Origin of the sequence: Mesorhizobium sp. WSM4906, assembly GCF_029674625.1 — a bacterium.
Classification (GTDB): domain Bacteria; phylum Pseudomonadota; class Alphaproteobacteria; order Rhizobiales; family Rhizobiaceae; genus Mesorhizobium.
This window is the reverse complement of record NZ_CP121355.1, coordinates 911,474-935,014: the sequence shown is the minus strand read 5'-3', so window position 1 is coordinate 935,014 and position 23,541 is coordinate 911,474. Positions and strand designations below refer to the sequence as shown.

The following is a 23,541-nucleotide window of genomic DNA, read 5'->3' as shown; positions in this document are numbered from 1 at the left end:
AGAGAAACCGCGGCCTTGCTAAACGCCAAGCGGGCTGGGCGCAAGAGGATGACTGGGCATTGCGAGACTCGTCAGCGTGACTGATCAGGCCGAGGCTTGATTGCCAACGTGGTTCCCCCAATCCGTCGCTGCTTCGCAGCGCCACCTTTCCCCCTCCGGAGGGAAAGGAAGGGAGCCTTGCTGGACGAGCGTTGACGGCAAGAAGCCTGGCGCCTTTCCTCTACCCCGTCGATCGGGGGAGAGGTGGCTCGGCGAAGCCGAGACGGAGTGGGGGTCGACCAGCGCTGCGTTGGACAATGCGTGCGCCAGCCGCTTGGAAATGTGTGCGCCTACCGGTGCGAGAGAATATTGACCAGCCGGCCGAACGGGTCGCGCACATAGAACCGCCGCACGCCCAGGGCTCGTCGGCCGGACCATATTCGATGATAAAGGCCGCCTTGCGCATGCGGTCGAGCGCGTCGTCGACATCGTCGACCTCGATGGACAGATCCGGCACCGGCGTGCCAGAGCCGCCTTGGGCCATGAAGCTCATCTGCACCTGCATCGTTTCCCCGGAACCGTAGGTTACGATCCAGCCTTGATCCATCAGCACGTCGAGGCCGAGAACGTCCTGATAGAAGCGTTTCGCCGCCGCGACGTCTGGCGTTTCGATGTTGGCGACAATGCGCCTGACCTTCACCATGCGCCGATCCTTGATTTATCCATGTCGTCCCGGCAGTTCGCGCCTTGGCGCGTCCGGCATCAAGCCGTGCGCCTGAGCGCCGTCACCTCGATCTCGATCTTCATCTCAGGCTTGTTGAGCTGGCAGACGATCATCGTCGCCGCGGGACGGATGTCGCCGAAGGTCTCGTCGAGGATCGGGAAGACGACGTCAACATAGGCTTGGTCGGTGATATAATAGTGCGCCCGCACCACATCGGCCATGTCGAAGCCGCCGTCGGCAAGCGCCTTGGCGATGGTGGCGAGGCAATTGCGCGTCTGGGCCTCGACCGTCTGAGGCATCGTCATGGTGGCATAGTCATAGCCGGTCGTTCCGGACACGAAACACCAGTCGCCCTGCACCACCGCGCGCGAATAGCCGGCGGTCTTCTCGAAAGGGGAGCCGGTGGAGATGAGCTTGCGCATGGGGAGCCTCACAGGTTGGTTGGCACGCATTTAGCAGGAGAAGCGCGGAGCGGTCGTGGGCCAAGCCGGGCGGACTGTTGTCACGAAGGCAAACGCGAGCCTCAGAGATTCGCCGAACCATCCCTCCGGTCGTCATTCCAGGGCGGAGCAAGGAGCGAAGCGACGCGCGCAGACCCTGGAATCCATGCCGTTACGCCAAGGCGCCGCCCAGCGGTGCAGAATTCTCCGCGGATGCATTCCTCGGCAGCGGTCACGGAATGGATCCTCGGGTCTGCGCTCCGCTGCGCGTCGCTCCGCCCGTGGATGACGAAGCCGCGATGGCCGGCACCACTGCCGCGAACCTAATTCCCCGACCCCTGCGCCTCGTCCAGCGCCTTCTTGATATCCGCCGGCCAGCTCTTGACGTCGGGCCAGGCTTGCGGCTCGCCATTGTCGCCGCGGCGGGCGAAATAGACCTGGTGCTTTGCCGGGTCGACCGCCATGAAGCCGTCGTTGCCGCCGCAATCATGCGGCACGCAGCCGCTGGCGTAGAAGGCGCCCGACGCCGTCTTTTCGGTGCCGCCGCCCACCAGCAGGCTGGTCGCCACGTCGGGCATGTCCTTGCCGAGCAGCGCTTCGGCCGCCTTGTAGACGGCCTCGTTGTGGAAGGCGTCGATGATGTTGTCGTATTTCGACGGATCGACATCTTTCCAGTCGGTGCCGGGTTCCGGCGTGTAGGTGAGGTTGCCGGACGTCGTCAGCCCGCCGGTGGGCGACCATTGCAGCGCCGGCCTCGTCTCTCCCGGCAGCAGATAGGGCACGTAGTAGATGGCGCTGTCGGAGACCGCGAGCGGCGGCGCGCCGCACTCGTCCTGCTCGACGGTGACGGTCTGGATCTCGCCGCCCTCCGTCTTCCAGGCGATGACGCTCGCCGGGCCGCATTGATTGCCGCCATCGCCGACATCGAACAGCGCCACCTTGATGCCGCCGACCTCGACGATCTTCTCGAAGAAGACGTCGTAATTGCTGGCGAGCTCTTTGCCGTCATAGGCCAGCACCTTCTCGCCATACTGTTCCTGCTGGGTGATGGTGAATTGCCCGTCCTCGAACGGGATTGGCGCCTGCTTTTCCTCATCCGACGCGGCCTGGTCGTCAGCCGATCCCTGATCGGCGGCACCCTGGCCGGCGGTGGACTGGTCGAACGCCGCGGGCGCCTGCTGGGTGGCCGGCGCCTGCGTCTGCGCATTGGCGCCGGCCAGGGCCAGAAGGATTGCCGCCGAGACGCAGGCGCCGGCCAGAAGCGAGCGTGTCATGACTGTCCCTCCCATTCAGCCGCCACGAACCCGGCCGGCGAAGCATGTCTCCCGAAAGTGGGAACCGGTTTCGGGAGACATGCGTAAGATCAAATGGCCGGGTCTATCGACTAGAGCAATTCCAGGAAAAGTGTGAAGCGGTTTTCCGCCTGGAATTGCGTCAAAACAAAGAGATAGAGCGGTTCGCCGTTTCCGCGAAACGGTGAAACGCTCTGTGCCGCTCAGGCCCAGGGGCGCAGCTCGGCGTTCTTCTTCTCGAACGAAGCGATGGCGCCGGCCTTCTCCATGGTCAGCCCGATGTCGTCGAGGCCGTTGAGCAGGCAGTGGCGCTTGAAGTCGTCGAGGTCGAACTTGACCACGCCGCCATCCGGCCCGCGGATTTCCTTGGCCTCGAGATCGACCGACAGCGTCGCGTTCGAGCCGCGCGAGGCGTCGTCCATCAGCTTGTCCAGGTCTTCCGGGCTGACGGTGATCGGCAGGATGCCGTTCTTGAAGCAGTTGTTGTAGAAAATGTCGGCGAACGAGGTCGAGATCACGCAGCGAATGCCGAAATCGAGCAGCGCCCAGGGCGCATGCTCGCGGCTCGAGCCGCAGCCGAAATTGTCGCCGGCGACCAGGATCTGCGCCTTGCGGTAGGCGGGCTTGTTGAGCACGAAATCTGGATTCTCCGAACCGTCTTCCTTGTAGCGCATCTCGGCGAAGAGGCCGGTGCCAAGGCCGGTGCGCTTGATCGTCTTCAGGTAGTCCTTCGGGATGATCATGTCGGTGTCGATGTTGACGATCGGCATGGGCGCGGCGACGCCGGTGAGCTTGGTGAATTTGTCCATGGTCCTTGCCCGTCTCGGTTCTGCGGGAATTGCTGGCGCACGGTTTACACAAAGCGGCTGGCAAATGAAAGGCAGCTGTTGGCAGTTGAGTTTGGGCCATTGGACGCAAGACCGGCAGCGCCTGCTTTCAAAACGCCGATCGATCTGGCACCGTGGCGGCATGGCACCGACTCCCAAGATCCTCTACGCAAGCGAGCCCACGCTCGATGTGGCCGAATTCCGCCGCGTGCTGGTGGAATCCCGCCTTGGCGAAACGCGGCCGATCGATGACGAGGCCCGCCTGAAGACGATGCTGGGCAACGCCAGCCTGGTTCTGACGGCGCGTCTCGATGTCGAAGGCAAGCCGCTTGTCGGCGTCGCCCGCGGCGTCACCGACTTCTCCTGGGTCTGCTATATTTCCGAGCTCGCCGTGTCCGCCTCGGCGCAAGGGCTCGGCATCGGCAAGGGCCTGATGGACGAGGCGCGCCGCCAGCTCGGCCCTGCGGTCGGCATCGGCCTGATCTCGGTGCCCGACGCCGTCGGTTTTTACGAGCGCATCGGCATGCAACGCATGACCGACGCTTTCTGGTTCTCCCGCAAGCACTGACTCCATTCACCGGCAAGTGATTGCTTGGTTTGTCACGACGCTTGACATGCAACCAAATGGTTGCATATTAAAGCCATGAGCATGGATGCCGTCTTTCGCGCTTTGGCCGACCCGACCCGCCGGCAATTGCTGGACAGCCTCTATGCCCGGAACGGGCAGACGCTGAACGCGCTCTGCGAACGGATGGACATGACCCGCCAGGCGGTGACCAAGCACCTGGCGATCCTGGAAGAAGCAAACCTCGTCACCACCGTCCGCAACGGGCGCGAAAAGGAGCACTACCTCAACCCCGTTCCGATCAACGAGATCGCCGAGCGCTGGATCGGCAAGTTCGAGCGCCATCGGCTGGATGCATTGAGCGACCTGAAGAAACGACTTGAAAGGGAAGAGCCGTGAGCGACAACACCTTCGTCTACGTCACCTATATCCGCACCACGCCCGAAAAGCTCTGGACGGCGCTGACCGACCCTGAGTTCAACCGGCAGTTCTTCCTCTGCTCCTACCAGGAGAGCGACTGGAAGGTGGGCTCGAGCTGGAAGCTGGTCTTCCCCGACGGCCGCGTCGCCGACTCGGGCGAGATCCTCGAGATCGACCCGCCCAGACGTCTGGTCATCAAATGGCGCAACGAATGGATGCCTGAGGTGAAGGAGGACGGCTACACCCGCTGCACCTTCACCATCGAGCAGGATGGCGAGCTGATGAAGCTTGCCGTCACCCATGAGGCCGACGGCCCGCACCGGCTGATCGCGAATGTCGCCAAGGGCTGGCCGCTGGTGCTGGCGAGCCTGAAGAGCCTGCTCGAGACCGGCAAGGGTTTCGAGCGCCCGCCGTCAAAGGGCTGAGCCTCGTTCGATATCGAACAACCGCTGAGGAGGTTGCAATGATGCTGCCGCATAACTGGCCGCGAGCCATGGCGAACGCCGAGACGGTCATGGCCGCGGCCGAAATCCTCGCGTCGCCGGAGCAGGTCCTTGCGGCGCTGGTCACCACTGACGTCGAGCGCTGGTGGGGTTCACCGGAGACCTACCGGATGACCGGCTGGACCGCCGATCTTCGCGTCGGCGGAGCCTGGACCGTCACGGTACGGACTCCCGACGGCAGGCGCCTGCCCGCCGGCGGGACGTTCCTCGAGATAGAGATGCCGCGCCGCATCGTGCAGACGAGGCGCTATGACTGGAATCACCCGACGCTCGGCCGCCACGAGACCACGGTCGCCTATCTGCTGGAGCCGACCGCCGCCGGCACCCGGCTCACCATCTGTCACGGCGGGTTTGCAGGGTTTGCCGATGCAGCGGCCGAGCATGCCGAGGGCTGGGCGCGGGTGCTTGGGTGGCTGCAGGGATATTTTGGCGAAGGACGGCGGGCGGCTTAGCACCTCCCCTTCTCCCCTTGTGGGAGAAGGTGGATCGGCGCGCAGCGCCGAGACGGATGAGGGGTGTTCCAGCGGAGTGAGACGCTGGCATTCCCTGGAACACCCCTCATCCATCGCCTTCGGCGACACCTTCCCCCACAAGGGGGGAAGGGGGCGCTGGCCTAGATCACGTTCAGCTCCCGGAACGCCCGCCCCTCGGCCACCCTCCCATACCCGAACGCCGAGCAGTCGATCGTGCGATACCCGCCATGCACGATCAGCTCCGAAAGCGCCTTGCCGACCGCCGGCGCCTGCTGCAGGCCGTGGCCGGAGAAGCCGTTGGCGAAGAGGAAGTTCCCGACCTCCGGGTGCGGCCCGATCACCGCGTTCTGGTCGAGCGTGTTATAGTCGTAGTGCCCGACCCAAGCGCGCGTCGGCTTGATCGCCTCGAAGGCGGGGATGCGGGTGGCCAAGGTCGGCCAGATCACCTCTTCGAACAGCGGCCACTCGACCTCGAAATCCCCGGGATCGGGAGCATGATCGCCTTCCTCCGGCTCGGCGCCGCCGGTGAGGTAGACCGAGCCTTCGGGCCGCACATAGATGCCGGAGGGATCGACCAGCAGCGGCATGCCGGCATATTTCTCGCGCGCCTCGAAGACGAAGACGTTGCGCTTGCGCGGCTCGACCGGCAGCGCGAGCCCGGCAAAAGCCGCGACCTTGCCGGCGTTCGGTCCGGCGGCGTTGACGACGATGCCGGCTTCGAGCCGCTCGCCATTGTCGAGGCTGACGCCGGTGACGCGGTTGCCCTCGCGCGCAATGCCGGTGACCGAGGCGGCGATGAAATCGATCTTCTTGTCGCGCAGCGCCTTGCGGAACAGCATCAGCAGCGCATGCGCGTCGAACCAGCCTTCGCCGCTGCGGCCATAGGCCCCGGCGGAAATACCTTCGGCCGACAGCCACGGGAAACGGCGCGTCAGCTGATCGGCATCTTCCAGCACGATGTCGGCGCCTTCGGCGATCTGCGTCTCGTGATTGGCCTTCAGAATCGGCAGTCCGGCCTCGCCGGCAAGGATGAGATAGCCGCCCTCGCGGAAGCCGATATCGGCGTCGGCGCCGAACGTTTCCTTCAGCCGCCGGAACAGTTTCAGCGTGAATTGCGACAGGCGGATGTTTTCCGGGATGGAGAATTGCTGGCGGATCGAGGCCAGCGACAGCGTCGTCGCCGCATGGGAAAATTGCGGATCGCGCTCGATCAGCGCGATCGAGCCGGTAAAGCCCTCTTCGCGCAGGTAATAGGCGACCGAGGACCCGACGATGGCCCCGCCGATGATGACGATGTCGTAGCGCACTTCTTTCAGCTCTCCGGCTTAGGACATGATCCCGAAAAGTGGGAGCCGGTTTTCGGACAAGATCATGCTCAGACTCAAGCTACCGGCAGATCGATCTCGAAGCGCGTGCCGCGTTCGGAGTCAACCAGCCTGATCGTGCCATCATGCGCTTTCAGGAGGGCCAGCACGATGCCGAGGCCCATGCCGGTGCCGCCGGCCTCGCGCCTCGTGGTGAAGAACGGCTCGAATACTTTTGTCCGGTTGCTGGCCGAAATGCCGTCGCCGTCGTCACCGACATGCACCGTTACTCTGTCTCCGGCAGCCGCGGCATCAATCGTCACCTGCTTCGCGCTATGCCTGGCGGAATTGTCGATGAGGTTGGCGAGCACGATCGCGAGATTCTCGCCTGAGATGCCGAGGCCGATATCGCCACCCGATCCGATGCGCGCCTCCAGCCTGGTGTCGACCGGCAGCAGTGCCAGCGCCGCATGGAGCGTCGTGCTTTCACCGCTCGGCGCCAGGTTTTCGGCGCGCGCCAGCTCGAGCAGCCGGCGCACCAAGAGATTGAGCCGTCCGGCATCGGTGACGATGTTGTTGGAAAAACGCCGCCGTTCGGCCTCGTCCATCGTCCCGTCGGAATCCCTCAGCAATTCCGCCGCCCCCTGGATCGCCGTCAGCGGCGATTTCAGCTCGTGCGAGACATGGGTGGCGAAGGTCTGGATGCTGTCGGAGCGTGACTGCAGTTTTTGCGCCATGTCGAGGAAAGCGGCCGACAGCGCCGCCATCTCGCGCGTGCCGTGATGGGCGAGCGGCCGCATCGCCTCGCGATCGCCCGCCGCGATCCGCTTGGTACGCTCGATCAGCGCGTAGATCGGCCGGCTTACGGTACGGATGAACACCAGCGCGATCAGCAGCGTGCCGCCGACGATGGCGATGGCGGCGAGCGTGACCTTGCCGCGTTCGCCATAGAGGTGCTTGACGATGTTGTTCGGCGTTCGCGACAGGTAGACCACGCCGGCGACCCGGCCTGCGACCTCGACCGGCAGGGCGACGAAGACGCGCACCTTGGTGCCTCGGCTCACCGAATAGAGCGGCGGCGGCGGCTGGTCCGGGATCCTGAGTCTCAGCTCGCTTGCATAGGCGCCGGCAAGCGCCCGCCGCACCTCCTCGGCCTGGCCGAGCGACTGTCCGACCTCGCCGCCGCCGGCAATCACCACGCCGTGCGGATCGAGCAGCCGGAAGCCGGCGAGCGTCGTCTTCTGCGTCTCGTCCAGAATGCCGTCGAGCCGCGCCCCGACGGCGGCGAAGGCAGGATCGGCGGTGGCGGGAACGGCCGCCGGTCGCGACGGCATGACATCGTCGGCGGCAAGATCGAGCTGCGGCTCGATCGGCTGATAGGGATAGTTATTGTCCCTTGCGGGGTCAGCCGAGATCGGCGCCCCCAACCGCTCCGGAGCGATGCCGGCCGCGCGCACCGCGTCGGCATAGACGGCGGCGACGACCGCGCCCTGCGCGATCAGCTCGCCCTCGGTCTGGCGGATCAGCTGGTTTTCATAAAGCCGGAAGAAGAACAGCCCGACCAGCGGCAGCGCCATCACCACGATCAGGATGGCGACCACGACGGTGGCGAGCCGCGGCCGCCATTTCTCCTTGCTCAACCACCGCATCGGCCGAGCCGGAAGCCGACGCCATGCACGGTCGCGATCGCATCCGAGCAGCCGACCGCCGCCAGCTTGGCGCGGATGTTGCGGATATGGCTGTCGACCGTGCGCTCCGAGACATGGATGTTCGATTGATAGGCGTTGGCCATCACCGCGTCGCGGCCAAGCACATGCTGCGGGCGGGCGAGAAAGCCTTTCAGGATCGCGAACTCGATCGCCGTCAAGGTGAGCGGCTTGCCTTCGAAACTCGCGGCGTGGCTGGCCGGAACGAGCATCAGCTTGCCATGCGTGAACTGCCGGTCGTCCGCCTCCTCCTCCGCCACCGCCGGACGGGCGCGCCGCAGGATGACGTTGACGCGGGCGACCAGCTCGCGCGGGCTGAACGGTTTCGTCACATAGTCGTCGCCGCCCATCTCCAGCCCGAGGATGCGGTCGATTTCTTCATCGCGCGCCGACAGGAACAGCACCGGTACGTCGGATTTCTGCCTGAGCCTGCGGCAGACCTCCAGCCCGTCCATCTCCGGCATGCCGATGTCGAGCACGATGAGGTCCGGCGCGCGGTGCTCGACCGCCCGCAGCGCCGCGGCGCCGTCGGCGACGGCATGCGTCTTCATGCCGGCCTTTTCCAAGGCGAAGCAGATGATCTCGCGGATATGCGGATCGTCGTCGGCAACGAGGATGTTGTGCGGCATTGATCGGCGGCCAAGCGTGTGGGGTTCGATGAAACGGCAGGATTAGAGCAATTCCGGGAAAAGTGTGAGACGGTTTTCTGGCCGGAATTGCGATCTCGCGACGAAGGGCAGGACGATCGGCATCGGGCGCAGCCTTTGCGGCTCGACGAGCCACCAGCCGTCGTCGCGCAGCCGGCGCGGCAAGGACCAGCGGAGGTTTTCGCGTGTTCTCATGCCGCCTGTTTCGCCGGCGGACGCGAAAAGCTCGGGGCGGATTGGCCAAGAATTTCAGCAATGATTTGCAGATTTCGTGCAGGGTAAATCGCTTCAGGCTGGCGCCAGCGTCTTCTCCTCCCTTGAGGGCCCTTGAGGGGGAGATGGCCGCGAAGCGGTCAGAGGGGGTCGTCTCACATAAAGCGCCAACGCCATCTCCATTGCCGACGAGGCTGGCGCTCCACGCGCGGCGACCCCTCTGTCGCCTTCGGCGACATCTCCCCCTCAAGGGGGGAGATTGCTCCGCGCCTTGCCTCGCTCGCCTCCAGCCTGCATAGATCGCTAATGACCGTTGAGACCTACCGCCCGCGCCGCTCGGTGCTTTACATGCCTGCCTCGAACGACAAGGCGCTGGCCAAGATCCCGTCCTTGGCCTGCGATGCCGTCATCATCGACCTTGAGGATGGCGTGGCGCCCGCCGACAAGGTTTCCGCACGCGACAAACTTGCAGGCATCCTCGCCGCCCGGCCACAGCGGCGCTGCGAGATGGTGGTGCGCATCAATCCGCTCGGCAGCGACTGGGGCATCGACGACCTGCTGGCCGTCGCCAAGGCAGAACCCGACGGCATCCTTCTGCCCAAGATCGGCACACCGCGCGACATTCTCGAGGCCGGCGATCGGCTGGACGACGATTTCGCGCCGGACACCCTGAAGCTGTGGGCGATGATCGAGACGCCGAAGGCGCTGCTCAACATCGGCGCCATCGCCGAGCTTGGCCGCGACCCTGCCTCGCGGCTTTCTTGTTTCGTTGCCGGAACGAACGATCTGGTGAAGGCGACCGGCATTCTCGCCACGCCCGACCGGCGTTACCTCATGCCGTGGCTGCTGCAGCTGGTGCTTGCTGCTCGTGCCGGCGGCCTCGACGTGATCGACGGCGTCGCCAATGATTTTCGCGACCTCGACGGTTTTGCCCACGAATGCGCCGAGGCGGCCGCCATGGGCTTCGACGGCAAGTCGTTGATCCACCCCGCGCAGATCGAGCCGGCGAACCGCGCCTTTTCGCCGGCGCCGGAGACGCTGGCCAGGGCGCACGCGATCAGGGACGCGTTCGCGCGGCCTGAAAATGCCGGCAAGGGCGTCATCGCGCTGGACGGCCGCATGGTCGAGCGGCTGCATCTGGCCGAGGCCGAGAAACTTCTGGCGAAGGCCGCAATCATCGGCGCATGATGCGCGGATATTCACGACAGGGTCGAAAAATGAAGCTCTACCGCTTTCTGTCCGGTCCGGACGATTCCACTTTCTGCCACAAGGTGACGGCGGCCCTGAACAAGGGCTGGCACCTGTTTGGCTCGCCGACCTATGGCTTTGACCAGGAAAGCAAGACGATGCGCTGCGGCCAGGCGGTGGTGAAGGATGTCGAGGGCCAGGAATACGGACCCGACACCAAGCTCAGCGATTGGTAGGGTAGAAAGGGCGGCGCCCTAGGGCTTCGTCAATCCTAGGGCGGAGCGACGCGAAGCGGAGCGCAGACCCTAGGATCCATGCCGTTACCTGAGCCGAAAAGTGCGACTCTGCAGAACTTGTGTCCTCTCGCTGAAAGGCAGCGCGGCTTCTGAACCGCTGCAACGCTCGCATGTCACGGCATGGATCCTAGGGTCTACGCGCGTCGCTTCGCTCCTTGCTCCGCCCTAGGATGACGAGTTGCCTGGGATGGCGATGTGGTTCTCACCCCGCCGCCGCTTGCTCGGCCGCTTCCTCGATCCGCTCCATGTCGTCGTCCGAGAGGCCGAAATGGTGGCCGATCTCGTGGATCAGCACATGGGTGACGATGTCGCCCAGCGTCTCCTCGTTCTCGGCCCAGTAGTCGAGGATGGCGCGGCGATAGAGCGTGACGCGGTTCGGACCCTCGCCGGTCTGCGGGTTCCAGCGCTCGGCGATGCCGCGCCCCTCGAACAGGCCGAGCAGGTCGAAGGGCGTCTCCAGTGACAGGTCGTCCATGATCTCGTCGGTCGGGAAGTCGGCGATCTGGATGACGATCTCGCCGGTGAGCTGGCGGAACTCTTCCGGCAGATGGGCATAGGCTTCCAGCGCCAGAAGCTCCATTTCGTCCATCGATGGCGAGAGCTGGTCGTGCCAGGTGCGGGTCTTGTAGATACGGGCCATGAAGTTTCCTTTGATCCCGGCATATAGGCTTTCGCGCCGATGGAGGCAAATGAGCCGGCCGGCGGGTCATTCCCAGGGCAAAGGGTTAAGGAATAAATTCCTTGCGACTCCGCTTGACTCTTCCTAAGCCCTCTGGAATCTATAGGAACATAACAGGAACAATTGCTGCCGGAAGTGAACGTCATGGCGATGAGCGCCGTGGCGCGGGACACTGTTTTTGCCCTGCGCCGCCAGATCGCGAAGATCGAGGGAACGCTGCCCGAGCGCCTGGAGGCGCCGGTGACTGGCGCGCCCCGAACAATTTCAGGACGAGCAATTCCAGGAAAAGTGCGAAGCGGTTTTCCGTCCGGAATTGCGGAACCCACAGGCCCGGACGTCACCATCGTCCGGCGCGGCCTTGCCGTGGCCTCGCCGGATGCCTTTCTGTACAGCGGCATCGAACGCCTCGATACCACCCTCGGCGGCGGCCTGCCCAAGGCGGCGCTCAGTGAAATCCATGGGTTGGAAACCCGCGATGCCGGCACTGTTGCCGGCTTCGCGCTCTCGCTCGCCAGCCTGATCCTCAAGCGGAAACAGGGCCTGCCGGTCCTCTGGATCGGCACGGCGGAGATTTTCCGCGAGGCCGGCTTTCCCTATGCCAGGGGGCTTCACGCCCTCTTCGGCATCGAGCCGGAACAATTGCTGTTTTCCGAAGCGCCGAAGCTTCTCGACGCGCTGTGGATCGCCGAGGAAGCCGCCCGCATGACGGCCTTCGCCGCCGTCATCCTGGAGATCCGCGGCAGCCCGCGGCTTCTCGACCTTACCGCCACGCGCCGCCTGCATGCCCGCGCCCAAGCCGCCGGCCGGCCGGTGCTGCTGCTGCGCCAGGCCGGCGAGGCCGAACCCACGGCGGCACCGGTGCGCCTCATCGTTTCGGCGGCGCCGGCGGCGAGCCGCGAGACGCTCGCCGGCCCGCTCGCCGGCTCGATCGGCCGGCCCGCCTTCACCGTCGATATCGGCAAGAGCCGCACGGCCCTGCCCGGACAATTCACACTGGAGTGGAACCCCGATGAGCACGCTTTTGCCGAAAGAACAGAGAATTCTGTCGCTGTGGTTTCCTTATCTGGCCGCGGAGCGGATCCTGCGCCAGCGTCTGGGGCGATCCTGGCGTTCCCGCCCGTCGCATCACCTGCCGCCATCTCATCCACCGCTGGTGATCAGCCATCGCGACAGCAACGCCCAGCGCATCGCAGCCCTCGACGAACGGGCTGAGGCGCTCAAATTGAAGCGCGGCATGGGCATTGCCGATGCGCGCGCCATGCACCCTTCGATCGATGTGGTGGAGGCCGACCCGGAAGCCGACCGCCGCCTGCTCGAAGGCCTCGCCGACTGGTGCGACCGCTACACGCCGCTGGTGGCGATCGACGGCGAGGACGGGCTGTTCCTCGACGTCACCGGCTGCACGCATCTGTTCGGCGGCGAGCGCGCCATGCAGGACGAGATCCTCACCCGTTTCTTCGAGCAGGGTTTCGATGTCCGCACTGGCCTCGCCTCGACGCCGGGCGCCGCCTGGGCGGCGGCGCGCTTCCATGGCGACCGCATCGTGGCCTTCGGCGAGGAGGAGGCGCTTCTGGCACCCTTGCCGCTTTCGGCGCTGCGCATCGCGCCGGAAACCCGCATCAGCCTGGAAAGCGTCGGCCTGCGCACGGCGGGCGCGGTGATGGCAGCACCCCGCGCGCCGCTCGCCCGCCGCTTCGGCGCGACGCTGCTTTTGCGTCTCGACCAGGCGCTCGGCCGCCTCGACGAGGCCGTGTCGCCGCGCCTTCCGGTGGCGCCGCTCTCGGTCGAGCGCCACCTTGCCGAGCCGATCATGCTCACCGACGACATCGAGCGGCTGGTGAGCCGGCTTGCCGTCGCTCTGAAGGCCGACCTCGAACGCCGCGGCGAGGGCGCGAGGGCGCTCGCCCTTCTTCTCTTCCGCGTCGACGGTGCCGTCAGCCGCATCGCGGTCGGCACCTCGCGCCCGATGCGCGAGCCGCAGCTGATCCGCAAACTGTTCCACGAACGGCTGACCGCGCTGGAACATAACATCGACGCCGGCTTCGGCTTCGACCTCGTGCGGCTGTCGGTGCTTTCGGTCGCAGCCTTCGACATGCTGCAGGGCGACCTTGCCGGCGAGGCGAGCGACGACGACGCCGACATCGCTTTGTTCGCCGACCGCATCCGCGCCCGCCTCGGCGAGGCCGCCGTGCTGAAGCCGGTCGTCGTCGAAAGCCATCTGCCGGAGCGCGCCGTCGCGGTCGTTCCCTTCGCGGAAGCGCCGCGAAGGCGCATGCCGCCGAAACAATCCGACCGCGTCGCGCCGCCGATGACCATCTACCCGCCGGAACGGCCGGTGCGGCTGTTCCGATCGCCCGAGCCGATCGAGGTGCCGGCGACCGAAATCCCGGAAGGGCCGCCGATGAACTTCCGCTGGCGGCGCGCGCTTTACCGCGTCGCCCGCGCCGAAGGGCCGGAGCGCATTGCCGCCGAATGGTGGCGGCAGCTGCCCGGCGAGGAAGAGGCGCCGACCCGCGACTATTACCGCATCGAGGACAGCGAGGGGCGTCGTTACTGGCTCTACCGCCAGGGCCTCTACGGCAGCGCCCCGCAAGCCGCGCCGCGCTGGTTCATGCATGGGGTCTTCGCATGAACGCGCTGACCGTCACCCCCTATGCCGAGTTCGGCATCCAGTCGAACTTTTCCTTCCTGCGCGGCGCCTCCAAGCCCGAGGAGCTGGTGGTGACGGCGAAATTCTATGGTTTTTCATCGATCGGCCTTGCCGACAGGAACACCGTCGCCGGCGTCGTGCGCGCCTGGCAGCAGGCCAAGGTCGAGAAGCTGGCCTATCACCCCGGCTGCCGCCTGGTTTTCCGCGACGGCACGCCGGACATTCTCGCCTATCCCCGCGACCGCAAGGGTTGGGGCCATCTCTGCCGCATGCTGACGCAAGCCAATCTGCGCGACGAGAACGAGAAGGGCGCGACGCTGCTTGAATTGAGCGACCTGCTCGAATGGGGCGATCTGATGTCGCTGGCGATCCTGCCCGATCTGTCCGAAGGCGCGAAAGACAATCTGGCGCTCATTAGCCGGCTCAAGGATCGTTTCGGCGCCGCACTCCGGCTGGCCGTGGCGCCGGACTATGGCGGCAACGACCGCTTCCGCATCGAGCAGGCGGCGGCGATGTCCGACCATGCCGGCGTCCCGCTGATGGCGACCAACGACGTGCTCTACCACGCCGCCGATCGCCGGCCGCTGCAGGACGTGCTGACCGCGATCCGCCTCAACACGCCGGTTTCCGAGGTCGGGCTGGAGCTGACCGCCAATGCCGAGCGCCATCTGAAGCCGCCGCTGGAGATGGCGCGTCTGTTCCGCCGGCATCCCCAGGCGCTGGCGGAGACGCTGCGCTTCGCCGACGAATTGACCTTCTCGCTCAGCGACCTCGAATACAACTATCCGGACGAGCCGACCGAATCCGGCCTGGGGCCGCAAGCCGAGCTCGAGCGTTTGGCGCGCGAAGGGGCGACCGTGCGCTATCCGGCCGGCGTCCCCGAAAATGTGCTGCAGCGCATCGACAGCGAGCTCGCTTTGATCGAGCGCTTGAACTATGCACGCTATTTCCTGACCGTCTACGACATCGTCAAATTCGCCCGCAGCAAGGGAATCCTTTGCCAGGGCCGCGGCTCGGCCGCCAATTCGATCATCTGCTTCTGCATCGGCATCACCGAAGTCGGCCCCGAGCGGATCGATACGCTCTTCGAGCGCTTCATCTCCGAGGAGCGCAACGAGCCGCCCGACATCGACGTCGACTTCGAGCACGAGCGGCGCGACGAGGTCATCGCCTACATCTATGAGAAGTACAGCGCCAAGCGCACCGCTCTGGCCGCCGCCGTCATCAGCTATCGCGGCCGTTCTGCCCTGCGCGAGGTGGCCAAGGCGATGGGCCTGTCGGAGGATGTCCGCAGCGCCCTGTCGAGCACCATCTGGGGCTGGTCGACCTCGGAGCTCGGCGAAAAGGAGGCCAATGCCGGCGGCCTCGACCGCACCGACCCGTTGTCTCGGCAGGTGCTGGAGCGCGCCAACGAGATCATGGGCTTTCCCCGCCACCTCTCCCAGCATGTCGGCGGTTTCGTCATCACCCGCGACCGGCTCGACGAGGTCGTGCCCATCGTCAAGACGGCGATGGAAGAGCGCAAGATGGTCGAGTGGGACAAGGACGACCTCGATGCGGTGAAGATCCTCAAGGTGGACGTGCTGGCGCTCGGCATGCTGACCTGCCTAAAGCGCGCCTTCACCTTGCTAACCGATCATTATCCACGAGCGCGGGATCCGTTTGGACAACCCTATGTGCTCGCCACCCTCCCGGAAGAGGACAGGCGCGTCTATGCCATGATCGAGCGGGCCGACACGCTCGGCGTCTTCCAGATCGAGTCGCGCGCGCAGATGTCGATGCTACCGCGCCTCAAGCCGGAAAATTTCTATGACCTCGTCATCGAGGTTGCGATCGTGCGGCCCGGCCCGATCCAGGGCGACATGGTGCATCCCTATCTGCGCCGCAGGCAAGGCAAGGAGAAGCCCGAATACCCGAAGCCCGAGTTGGAAGAGATTCTCGGCAAGACGCTGGGCGTGCCCCTGTTCCAGGAGCAGGCGATGAAGATCGCCATCGTCGCCGGCGGCTTCAGGCCGGGCGAGGCCGACGAGTTGCGCCGCGCCATGGCGACCTTCAAGCGCACCGGCACGATCGGCAACTACCGCCAACGCATGATCGACGGCATGGTAGCCAAGGGCTACGAGAGGGACTTCGCCGAGCGCTGCTTCAAGCAGATCGAGGGTTTCGGCGAATATGGCTTCCCGGAAAGCCATGCCGCCTCCTTCGCGCTGCTGGTCTATGCCTCCTGCTGGTTCAAGACCTTCTATCCCGACGTCTTCTGCGCCGCGATCCTGAATTCCCAGCCAATGGGATTTTACCAGCCGGCCCAGCTCGTTCGCGATGCGCGCGACCACGGCGTGGAGATTCGCGAGGTCGACATCAACCATTCCGTCTGGGACTGCACGCTGGAGGCCACCGACTTCGATCCTTCGCGCATCCTCGAACGCCATGCCTCGATGCGCGGCGTCATCGAGACGGCGCATGCCGTCAGGCTCGGCTTCCGCCAGATCAAGGGACTTTCCGCAGAGCGGATGGAAGCCGCCGTCGCCCGGCGCGGCAATGGCTACCGATCGGTCAGGGATCTCTGGCTGCGTTCGGGCCTCGATGTCGGCGAGATCGAAAGGCTGGCCGAGGCCGACGCCTTCCGCTCGCTCGGCCTCGACCGCCGCTCAGCGCTCTGGGAAGTGCGCGCGCTCGACGGCAGGAGCGCCGCCGAAAAGCTGCCGCTGTTCGACCAGCCCATGCTCCGCCTGCGTGAGCTCGAACCCGAAACGAAGCTGCCGAAAATGCCGCTCGGCGAGCATGTCGTTCATGACTACCGTTCGCTCGGCCTGTCGCTGAAGGAGCACCCCGTCGCCTTCCTGCGCGAGCGGCTCACCCGCGCCGGCATCACGCCCAATGCGCACCTGCCGTCGGTGCGCGACGGCCGCCGCGTCTCCGTCGCCGGCCTGGTGCTGGTGCGCCAGCGTCCCGGCAAGGGCAATGCCATCTTCCTTACCCTCGAGGACGAGAAGGCGATCGCCAATGTCATCATCTGGCCGCGTGTCTTCGACCGCTTCCGCCCTATCGTGATGGGCGCGCGCTTCATCCGCGTCACCGGCAAGCTGCAGCATGAATCGAGTGTCATCCACATCGTCGCCGACAGGATCGAGGACCTGACATCCTGGCTGGGCGTGCTCTTGCGGCCGCCCGCCATCGAGCATCGGCCGGATGCGAACCGGTCTGCTCCGGCGAACCGCGGTCTGCCGGTCCGCCAGGACGCCGAAGCCCTGTCGAGTACCGCGCAACAGGTCATGCCGAAAGGGCGGAATTTTCAGTAGCGGCGATTTCCAGCACAATAAGGAACGCAGCGGGAGCGAAAAACGCCTTCGTCATCCACGGGCGAAGCAAGGAGCGAAGCGACGCAGCGCAGACCCGAGGATCCATGCCGTTACCTGCGAGCGCCGCTACGGGCAGAATTCTACCCCGTTGCGCTTCGCGACCAACGTCACGGCATGGATCCCAGGGTCTCCGCGACGCCGCTTCGCGGCTGCTCCGCCCTGGGATGACGACATAAGGAACGTCCCGCCAACTTCGAAGGCCGCGTGGCGGCGCAAGCGCGTTCACGACGGCCCGCTCAACCGCGGCTGCGGCGGCAACACGTCATCGGCCGAGATCGTGCGCGCTTCCGAGGGCAGCATGATCGGGATGCCGTCGCGCACCGGGTAGGCGAGCTTGGCCACGCGCGAGATCAGCTCGCTGCGCTCGGGATCCCAGGTCAACGGCCCCTTGGTCAGCGGGCAGGCGAGCAGTTCTAGCAGCTTCGGGTCGACCGTGGCCTTCCGTCCGTCACGTCTGTCCGCCGCCATCTCACTCTTCCATTGTCCAACTGCCACGGGCCAAAGTGTATTGAGATTCAGGTCAGGCCGAGCCGAAAGTGGTGGGTTTCGAGAACCGGAGCGGAGCGTACTTGAAGTACGTGAGCACCGGAAGCGCAGTAACCCGCCATTTGCAGGCCGGCCTCACCTGAATATCAATACACTTTACTGGAGGCTCGAGCCAAAATCCTCATCCTCGCGCGCGAGCGTTATTTCGGTGATGGCGATCAGCGTCTCTGCACGCGTCTTCAAGTCCGCCGCTTCGAGCAGCGCCTGCTTCTCGGCCGGCCCGTAGGGTGCCATCATCGACAGCGCATTGACCAGCATTCCGTTCTCGGCGCGGCTGACGCTTTCCCAGTCGGCTTCGAGGTCATTGGCTTGCAGATAGGCGCGGAACGCCTTGAGCAGCGCCGGCCGGTCGACCTCGGCGGCGGCCTGGTCCTCCTCGAGATCGGCGAGGAAGGGTGCGATCCGGCATTGCCGGAACGGCGTCTTCACCGCCAGTTCCTGCGTGACGCGGAAGCGGCAGACACCTTGCAGCGAGATCAGGTAGCGGCCGTCACCGGTCTCGGCGAGCGAGATGATGCGCCCGGCGCAGCCGACGCTGCAAAGCTCGGGCTCGCCGTCGTTGCGCAGCGCGCCGTCGAGACTGGGCTGGATCATGCCGATCAGCCGCGATCCGGCCATCGCCTCGTCGATCATCTGCAGATAGCGCGGCTCGAAAATGTTGAGCGGCATGCGGCCGCCCGGCAGCAGCAGCGCTCCGGCGAGCGGGAACACCGGGATCGTCGACGGCAGATCCCTCGCGAGCCGATAGCGGGCGTTTCCGACCTGCACTTCAACCCTCCGCACACGTCGCCCGGCAGCGGTCAAATCTGCGATCGACGCAGCCCGGCTTGTTCACCCGTTTATCGGCAGGGCGAGCCACTGCCCCCTATCTGGCGCAGCTGCCGCCCTGCGCAAGCCCCTTACCTGGCAAACGGCAACAAAGCCGGCAAAGCGCTCACGAGAACAGCAGCGACGACAGTTTGCGCCGTGCCGCCAGCGTCGCCTCGTCGGTCATTCCCCATGCCTCGAAGAACTTCAACAGCTGCGCCCGCGCGCCGTCGTCGTTCCATGTCCGGTCGGCCTTGACGATCGCCAGGAGATTGTCGGCGGCCTGCGTCCGCTCGCCATGCGCATTCTGGATCATCGCCAGGTCGAACCGCGCCTGATGATCGTTCGGATTGGCGGCGAGCCGACGCTCGAACTCCGCCGGATTGCCGAGCGTGGCCGCTTCCGCCGCCAGCGTCATCTTGGCGCGCAGCGCCGCGAGCGCCGCTGCGTCCTTCTTGTCCTCCGGCGCCTTCGCAAGCACCGCCTCGGCCGCTTGGCTGTCTCCTGCCTCGAACAGGATCTCGCCAAGCCCGGCAATCGCCTCGATGGTTTCGGGCGCCTGGCCGAGGATCGCGTCATAGATGTCAGCCGCGGTCTGGACGTCGCCGGCCTCGCGCGCCTCGCTGGCCGCCGCCAACGCATCCGCGATCTGCGACGCCGCGCCGCCGCCCTTGCCGCCGACCTTCTGGATGAACTGCGTGATCTGGCTTTCGGGAATGGCGCCCATGAAGCCGTCGACCGGCTGGCCGTCCTTGAAGGCGATGACCGCGGGGATCGACTGGATGCCGAGCTGGCCGGCGACCGAGGGATGGTCGTCGATGTTCATCTTGACCAGCTTGACCTTGCCGCCGGCGGCCTTGACCGCCTTTTCGAGCTGCGGCGTCAGCTGCTTGCAAGGACCGCACCACGGTGCCCAGAAGTCGACCAGCACCGGCTGGCGGCGCGATTCCTGGATGACGTCGGCCGCGAATGTCGCGGTCGTGGTGTCCTTGATGAGATCCGCGGCGGCCGGCGCCTCGGCAAGCGCCACCTTGGCGCGGTCGGCCCCGCCATACTGGACCGATTGGGCGTACTGGCCGGCATTGCCGCCAAATGAGCCGCTGAACGGATTGTTGTCACTCATGTCGTCGCCCTTTCGGTCGCGCCGCCGCCGGCATGAAGGCGCGGCGCGTCATTGTCGGATTTCGGTTCGCCCTCCATGTGGCGATCAAGCCCCGACTTTCAAGATAATGAGACTTTCAAGATAACAGGATCGTGGCCGGTTGCCTCGACGAATCTGATGAGATCGGCGGCCGCGATGGTCGTCGTCGCCTCATTGGTCAGTGGATGGCCGTTGATGACCTCGTGGCTCATCAACTCCTGGTCGAGAACCACCTTCACTCGGCCACCCGTATCGTTGATCAGGCCGAAGACGGTGACCGCGCCGGGGATGACGCCGAGCAGTTCCATCAGCATTTCCGGCTTGCCGAAGGAGACGCGGCCGGCGGCGCCGATCAGATGGTGGATCTGCTTGAGATCGACTACCGCTTCCTCGCCGACGGTGACGAGGAAATAATTGTCCTTCTTGTCCTTGAGGAAGAGGTTCTTGGTGTGCCCGCCCGGGATCTCGCCGCGCAGCGCCTGCGAATCGGCGACCGTGAACAGGGGCGGATGGCGCACCGTCGAGACGGAAATGCCGAGATCGGCAAGAAAGGCGTAAAGCTCGGCTTCGGTCTTCGGCATCGGTCCTCGCATCGTCCGGCAGGCGCGGTCATGCCGTTTACGGCCAATGATGCCTTCGGGGCAAGGGTGGCGGAGGGCGGCGAAGAAATCGCCGCTTCGGGCGATCTCGTCGGCGCTGGCGGGCTGCGGCCAAAAAGACCGTCATTTCCCTGTTGCAATCGCCGCGCTCTTCGGCCATATAGGCGCGGCTTGCGGCCCAAGGCCGCGCGAGCGGGTGTAGCTCAGGGGTAGAGCACAACCTTGCCAAGGTTGGGGTCGGGCGTTCGAATCGCCTCACCCGCTCCAGTTTCCCTCCAGGGATCAAGCAACGAAAAGCCGCGGTTCGCCGCGGCTTTTTCGCGCTTATTTCCCTCAGACCTGCTGCCGGGCATCCCGCCCAGACCTCCGATTGGTTCTGTTTAAGCCCAGTCAGCCGAAACCCGGTCCCGTCGGTCGACGATGGGCCTAGGTCGGAATTCGCGAACGCAAAATGGGCCTGCGTGTCACGCGCCCGGCCGGGAACTGCCGGCCGCTTACGCAGAGGCTGTTGGACCAATCAACCTAACCCAATATGATCCAAAGGCCTCGGAGGAACTCGAATGGAAGCAGGCGGTATAGAGCGCAAGCTCGCGGCGATCCTTGCGGCCGATGTCGCCGGATACAGTCGACTCATGGGCGCCGACGAGGAAGGAACTCTCGCCCGCTTGAACGGCCATCGCCGCGAGCACCTCGATCCATGCATCGCCAGGCATCGAGGCAGGATCGTCAAGACGACGGGCGACGGGCTATTGGCGGAATTCGTCAGTGTCGTCGATGCAGTGCGCTGTGCGGTCGAGGTGCAGGCCGGCATGGCCGAACGCAATGCCGCGACGAGCAACGATGACCGGCTCGAATTCCGGATCGGCATCAATGTCGGCGATATTATCGAGCAGGACGGCGACGTGTTCGGCGACGGGGTTAACATCGCCTCGCGTCTGGAGAGCATCGCTGAGCCGGGCGGGATCTGTGTGTCCGCACGAGTTCAGGAGGATGCAGCGGGAAAGATAGACCTTCGCTTCGAGGACATCGGCGAACAGGTGCTGAAGAACATCGTTCGGCCGATCCGAGCTTATCGACTGCGCCCGGGCGGAGCCGAGCAGTTAGGCCCGTCGGGTGCGACGGAGCGCTTGCCGGACAGGCCGGCGCTTGCGGTGCTGCCATTTCAGAATATGAGTGGCGACCCGGAGCAGGACTATTTTGCCGACGGCATAGTTGAGGACATAATCACCGCCCTCAGTCGCTTCAGGTCGTTTGCGGTGATCGCCCGCAACTCGAGCTTCGTCTACAAGGGCAAGGCAATCGACGTTCGACAGGTCGCCAGGGAGCTCGGAGTCCGCTACGTACTCGAAGGCAGCGTGCGACGCTCGGGCGAGCGGCTGCGCATCACCGCACAGCTCATCGAGACGACAGGCGGGGCCCATCTTTGGGCAGACAGATTCGACGGTGCTGTGGCAGACGTGTTCGACGTTCAGGATCGGATAACCGAAAGCGTCATCGGAGTAATTGAACCACAGATCCGACGGGCTGAAATCGAACGTTCTCGTAGAAAGCGCCCGGGAAGCCTCGATGCCTACGATCTCTACCTGAGGGCGCTGTCGAAGACTCACAGTTCGCGGCCCGAGGACAATGCTCAGGCCTTTGCTCTCATGATGGAAGCAGTCGCACTCGAGCCGCACTACGCGCCGTTTCTGACCGGCGCTTGTTTGGCCCTTGAATTCCGCGTTGCCATGGGCTGGCCGGCGCTCACCGACGACGATCGGGCAGCCTGTCGCGATCTAGTGCGCCGCGCACTTGCCGATCCGCAAGGCGATGCGACCGTGCTGGCGCAATGCGGCCTGACGCTGGTGACCCTGCGGGAGTACGATCGGGGCATGCAGATCGTCGCCAATGCCCTCGAGGCGAACCCTAACAGCCAGTTTGTGCTAATGACCGCCGGTATCGCCGAAATCCATTGCGGGAATCTGCAGGACGCGCTCGCCCATAGTCAGCGCGCGATCGTGATGAGCCCGGGTGATCCGACGGCGCCATGGGCCATAACCAACATCGCACTCGTACACATGGCGCTCGGCAACTATGCCGAGGCGCTGAAGTTCGCGGAGCGGTCAATGGCGGTCAATGCAGAGCTCGATCCGAGTTACTGGACATTGATTGCGGCAAATGCGCAGCTCGGCCGAATGGACGAGGCGCGACGATATCTGGCAAAGTTCCAGGCGCTCGCGCCGGACGTCACGATCGCGAGCATCAGGGCGGGACTGCCGGAATACGATCCATCTCGCATGGCAGCAGTCTTCGAGGGCTTGCGGCTGGCAGGACTGAAAGAGTTTTAGCCGTACACATGCGCGAGCTGTCGCACGTCAGCGCAACAACTCCTGCCGGCCGCGGCGGCCCTGATCGGCCGCCAGCCGCAGAGCCGCCACGTAGTATGGAAGCGATCTCAGTGCGTGTCCGGCCCTTGCGCCGGCGTTCCCACAGGGTAGAGGCAAAGCGAGCGAGCGGCTCTACCGTTTCGCGCGGCCTCCAAGCGGCAGCAAGAATTGCCCGCGCCCGCTCTCTCGCTTCTGCCCGGCCGACTACCGGCCACTTTCCCAGCGTGATGCGGTGCTGCTTGCCGGCGAGCGGTCCTCCGCTTTCGGTCACCGCCCTCGCCCAGAACGCGGTAGATCACCGAGAAGGGCTTGGCGCCATGTTCGGTTACGCTTTTGCCATTCAGTGATCGCTCCGCCTCCTACCCCAGCCTCGCCCGCGTCGTCCTTGGCGTCGCCAATAGCAGGCTGGTCTCGCTCCCGGTAATCCCCGGGATCAGCCGGATCCGCCGCAGCACGGCGTCGAAATCGGTCAGCGAGGCGGTCCCGAGCTCGACCACCAGGTCCCAGCGGCCGTTGGTGGTGTGGATAGTCGACACTTCGGGAAAACCGCCGAGCGCCCTGATCACGCGGTCGGCGGCATGGCCCTCGATCTCGATCAGCATGACGCCGCGTATCTTCTGATCGACCGCGTCGGCGCGCAGCACCACCGTGTAGCCGATGATCTCGCCGGATTTTTCCAGCCGCTCCATGCGCGCCCTGACCGTGGCGCGCGAGACGCCGAGGTCGAGCGCGAGATCGGAGACGCTGCGCCGCGCGTCGTGCCTGAGCAGCGTCACCAGTCTTTCGTCGAGCGCGTCCATGGTTGTCCATTTCGATC

At 65.2% G+C, this 23,541-nt stretch carries 23 protein-coding genes, 1 tRNA gene and 1 pseudogene; 11 read left to right on the top strand and 14 right to left on the bottom strand.

Going from position 1 to position 23,541, the window contains the following annotated elements:
* Window positions 1-329 precede the first annotated feature (329 nt).
* The 4 genes and pseudogenes from QAZ22_RS04400 to leuD all read right to left on the bottom strand — a co-directional run bounded on the left by QAZ22_RS04400 (window position 330) and on the right by leuD (window position 3,244).
* Window positions 330-679, bottom strand: a pseudogene (locus QAZ22_RS04400) (VOC family protein).
* A 62-nt stretch (window positions 680-741) separates the two neighbouring features.
* A complete protein-coding gene (locus QAZ22_RS04395; protein ID WP_278205774.1) occupies window positions 742-1,125 on the bottom strand; it encodes a RidA family protein in 384 nt (127 codons plus the stop codon).
* Window positions 1,126-1,466: 341 nt separating this feature from the next.
* A complete protein-coding gene (locus QAZ22_RS04390; protein ID WP_278205773.1) occupies window positions 1,467-2,417 on the bottom strand; it encodes a hypothetical protein in 951 nt (316 codons plus the stop codon).
* Window positions 2,418-2,638: 221 nt separating this feature from the next.
* Entirely contained in the window at window positions 2,639-3,244 is a 606-nt protein-coding gene (gene leuD, locus QAZ22_RS04385; protein WP_278205772.1) for a 3-isopropylmalate dehydratase small subunit, read from the bottom strand.
* A 160-nt stretch (window positions 3,245-3,404) separates the two neighbouring features.
* Here leuD and QAZ22_RS04380 point away from each other — a divergent pair, with 160 nt between their 5' ends.
* The 4 genes from QAZ22_RS04380 (at window position 3,405) to QAZ22_RS04365 (ending at window position 5,202) form a co-directional block, all read left to right on the top strand.
* Entirely contained in the window at window positions 3,405-3,830 is a 426-nt protein-coding gene (locus QAZ22_RS04380) for a GNAT family N-acetyltransferase (protein ID WP_278205770.1), read from the top strand.
* A gap of 75 nt (window positions 3,831-3,905) precedes the next feature.
* The gene (locus tag QAZ22_RS04375; RefSeq protein WP_278205768.1) at window positions 3,906-4,226 is read left to right on the top strand and encodes a metalloregulator ArsR/SmtB family transcription factor; all 321 of its coding nucleotides are present in this window, start codon (window positions 3,906-3,908) and stop codon (window positions 4,224-4,226) included.
* Window positions 4,223-4,672, top strand: a complete 450-nt coding sequence (locus QAZ22_RS04370; RefSeq protein WP_278205767.1) for an SRPBCC family protein — start codon at window positions 4,223-4,225, stop codon at window positions 4,670-4,672. Before QAZ22_RS04375 ends, QAZ22_RS04370 begins: the two co-directional genes overlap by 4 nt.
* Window positions 4,673-4,710: 38 nt before the next feature.
* Window positions 4,711-5,202, top strand: coding sequence for an SRPBCC family protein (locus QAZ22_RS04365; RefSeq protein ID WP_278205765.1), 492 nt, complete (start codon window positions 4,711-4,713; stop codon window positions 5,200-5,202).
* A gap of 161 nt (window positions 5,203-5,363) precedes the next feature.
* On the opposite strand, the gene QAZ22_RS04360 is transcribed toward QAZ22_RS04365, so the two are convergent.
* From QAZ22_RS04360 to QAZ22_RS04345, 4 genes are all read right to left on the bottom strand, one after another.
* Complete coding sequence (locus QAZ22_RS04360; RefSeq protein WP_278205763.1) at window positions 5,364-6,530, bottom strand: FAD-binding oxidoreductase; 1,167 nt, start codon at window positions 6,528-6,530, stop codon at window positions 5,364-5,366.
* Between the two features lie 74 nt (window positions 6,531-6,604).
* A complete protein-coding gene (locus tag QAZ22_RS04355) occupies window positions 6,605-8,176 on the bottom strand; it encodes an ATP-binding protein (protein ID WP_278205762.1) in 1,572 nt (523 codons plus the stop codon).
* Entirely contained in the window at window positions 8,164-8,862 is a 699-nt protein-coding gene (locus QAZ22_RS04350; protein WP_278205761.1) for a response regulator transcription factor, read from the bottom strand. Before QAZ22_RS04350 ends, QAZ22_RS04355 begins: the two co-directional genes overlap by 13 nt.
* A 42-nt stretch (window positions 8,863-8,904) precedes the next feature.
* Entirely contained in the window at window positions 8,905-9,075 is a 171-nt protein-coding gene (locus QAZ22_RS04345) for a hypothetical protein (protein WP_278205760.1), read from the bottom strand.
* A gap of 324 nt (window positions 9,076-9,399) precedes the next feature.
* Between QAZ22_RS04345 and QAZ22_RS04340 the strand changes: the two genes are divergently transcribed.
* Together QAZ22_RS04340 and QAZ22_RS04335 are read left to right on the top strand one after the other, a co-directional pair.
* Window positions 9,400-10,281 carry a CoA ester lyase gene (locus QAZ22_RS04340; protein WP_278205759.1) on the top strand — a complete coding sequence of 294 codons (882 nt, stop codon included), beginning with the start codon at window positions 9,400-9,402 and terminating at the stop codon, window positions 10,279-10,281.
* A 29-nt stretch (window positions 10,282-10,310) separates the two neighbouring features.
* Window positions 10,311-10,517, top strand: coding sequence for a DUF1737 domain-containing protein (locus QAZ22_RS04335; protein WP_278205758.1), 207 nt, complete (start codon window positions 10,311-10,313; stop codon window positions 10,515-10,517).
* 262 nt (window positions 10,518-10,779) lie between these two features.
* On the opposite strand, the gene QAZ22_RS04330 is transcribed toward QAZ22_RS04335, so the two are convergent.
* Window positions 10,780-11,217, bottom strand: coding sequence for a metallopeptidase family protein (locus QAZ22_RS04330; protein WP_278205757.1), 438 nt, complete (start codon window positions 11,215-11,217; stop codon window positions 10,780-10,782).
* 183 nt (window positions 11,218-11,400) lie between these two features.
* On the opposite strand from QAZ22_RS04330, the gene QAZ22_RS04325 reads away from it, so the two are divergent.
* Genes QAZ22_RS04325 through QAZ22_RS04315 form a run of 3 tightly spaced genes read left to right on the top strand, consistent with a single transcriptional unit; the run spans window position 11,401 to window position 17,205 of the window.
* Window positions 11,401-12,468, top strand: a complete 1,068-nt coding sequence (locus QAZ22_RS04325; protein WP_278205756.1) for a hypothetical protein — start codon at window positions 11,401-11,403, stop codon at window positions 12,466-12,468.
* A complete protein-coding gene (locus tag QAZ22_RS04320; protein WP_278205755.1) occupies window positions 12,410-13,888 on the top strand; it encodes a DUF6504 family protein in 1,479 nt (492 codons plus the stop codon). Before QAZ22_RS04325 ends, QAZ22_RS04320 begins: the two co-directional genes overlap by 59 nt.
* Window positions 13,885-17,205: an error-prone DNA polymerase gene (locus QAZ22_RS04315; RefSeq protein WP_278205754.1), complete on the top strand. Its 3,321-nt coding sequence runs from the start codon at window positions 13,885-13,887 to the stop codon at window positions 17,203-17,205. Before QAZ22_RS04320 ends, QAZ22_RS04315 begins: the two co-directional genes overlap by 4 nt.
* Before the next feature lie 282 nt (window positions 17,206-17,487).
* Here QAZ22_RS04315 and QAZ22_RS04310 read toward each other — a convergent pair whose 3' ends face one another.
* The 4 genes from QAZ22_RS04310 to QAZ22_RS04295 all read right to left on the bottom strand — a co-directional run bounded on the left by QAZ22_RS04310 (window position 17,488) and on the right by QAZ22_RS04295 (window position 20,340).
* Window positions 17,488-17,733, bottom strand: coding sequence for a Trm112 family protein (locus QAZ22_RS04310; protein ID WP_278205753.1), 246 nt, complete (start codon window positions 17,731-17,733; stop codon window positions 17,488-17,490).
* Between the two features lie 174 nt (window positions 17,734-17,907).
* On the bottom strand, window positions 17,908-18,579 hold the full coding sequence (locus QAZ22_RS04305) for an LON peptidase substrate-binding domain-containing protein (protein ID WP_278078003.1): 672 nt from the start codon (window positions 18,577-18,579) through the stop codon (window positions 17,908-17,910).
* Between the two features lie 166 nt (window positions 18,580-18,745).
* The gene (gene trxA / locus QAZ22_RS04300; RefSeq protein ID WP_278205751.1) at window positions 18,746-19,741 is read right to left on the bottom strand and encodes a thioredoxin; all 996 of its coding nucleotides are present in this window, start codon (window positions 19,739-19,741) and stop codon (window positions 18,746-18,748) included.
* Window positions 19,742-19,839: 98 nt separating this feature from the next.
* The gene (locus tag QAZ22_RS04295) at window positions 19,840-20,340 is read right to left on the bottom strand and encodes a prolyl-tRNA synthetase associated domain-containing protein (protein ID WP_278205750.1); all 501 of its coding nucleotides are present in this window, start codon (window positions 20,338-20,340) and stop codon (window positions 19,840-19,842) included.
* Between the two features lie 210 nt (window positions 20,341-20,550).
* Here QAZ22_RS04295 and QAZ22_RS04290 point away from each other — a divergent pair.
* Window positions 20,551-20,625: transfer RNA gene (locus tag QAZ22_RS04290), tRNA-Gly, on the top strand.
* Between the two features lie 293 nt (window positions 20,626-20,918).
* Window positions 20,919-22,685 carry an adenylate/guanylate cyclase domain-containing protein gene (locus QAZ22_RS04285; RefSeq protein WP_278205749.1) on the top strand — a complete coding sequence of 589 codons (1,767 nt, stop codon included), beginning with the start codon at window positions 20,919-20,921 and terminating at the stop codon, window positions 22,683-22,685.
* A 398-nt stretch (window positions 22,686-23,083) separates the two neighbouring features.
* Here the strand turns inward: QAZ22_RS04285 and QAZ22_RS04280 are convergent, their stop codons facing one another.
* A complete protein-coding gene (locus QAZ22_RS04280; protein ID WP_278205748.1) occupies window positions 23,084-23,524 on the bottom strand; it encodes an Lrp/AsnC family transcriptional regulator in 441 nt (146 codons plus the stop codon).
* Between the last annotated feature and the right edge of the window lie 17 nt (window positions 23,525-23,541).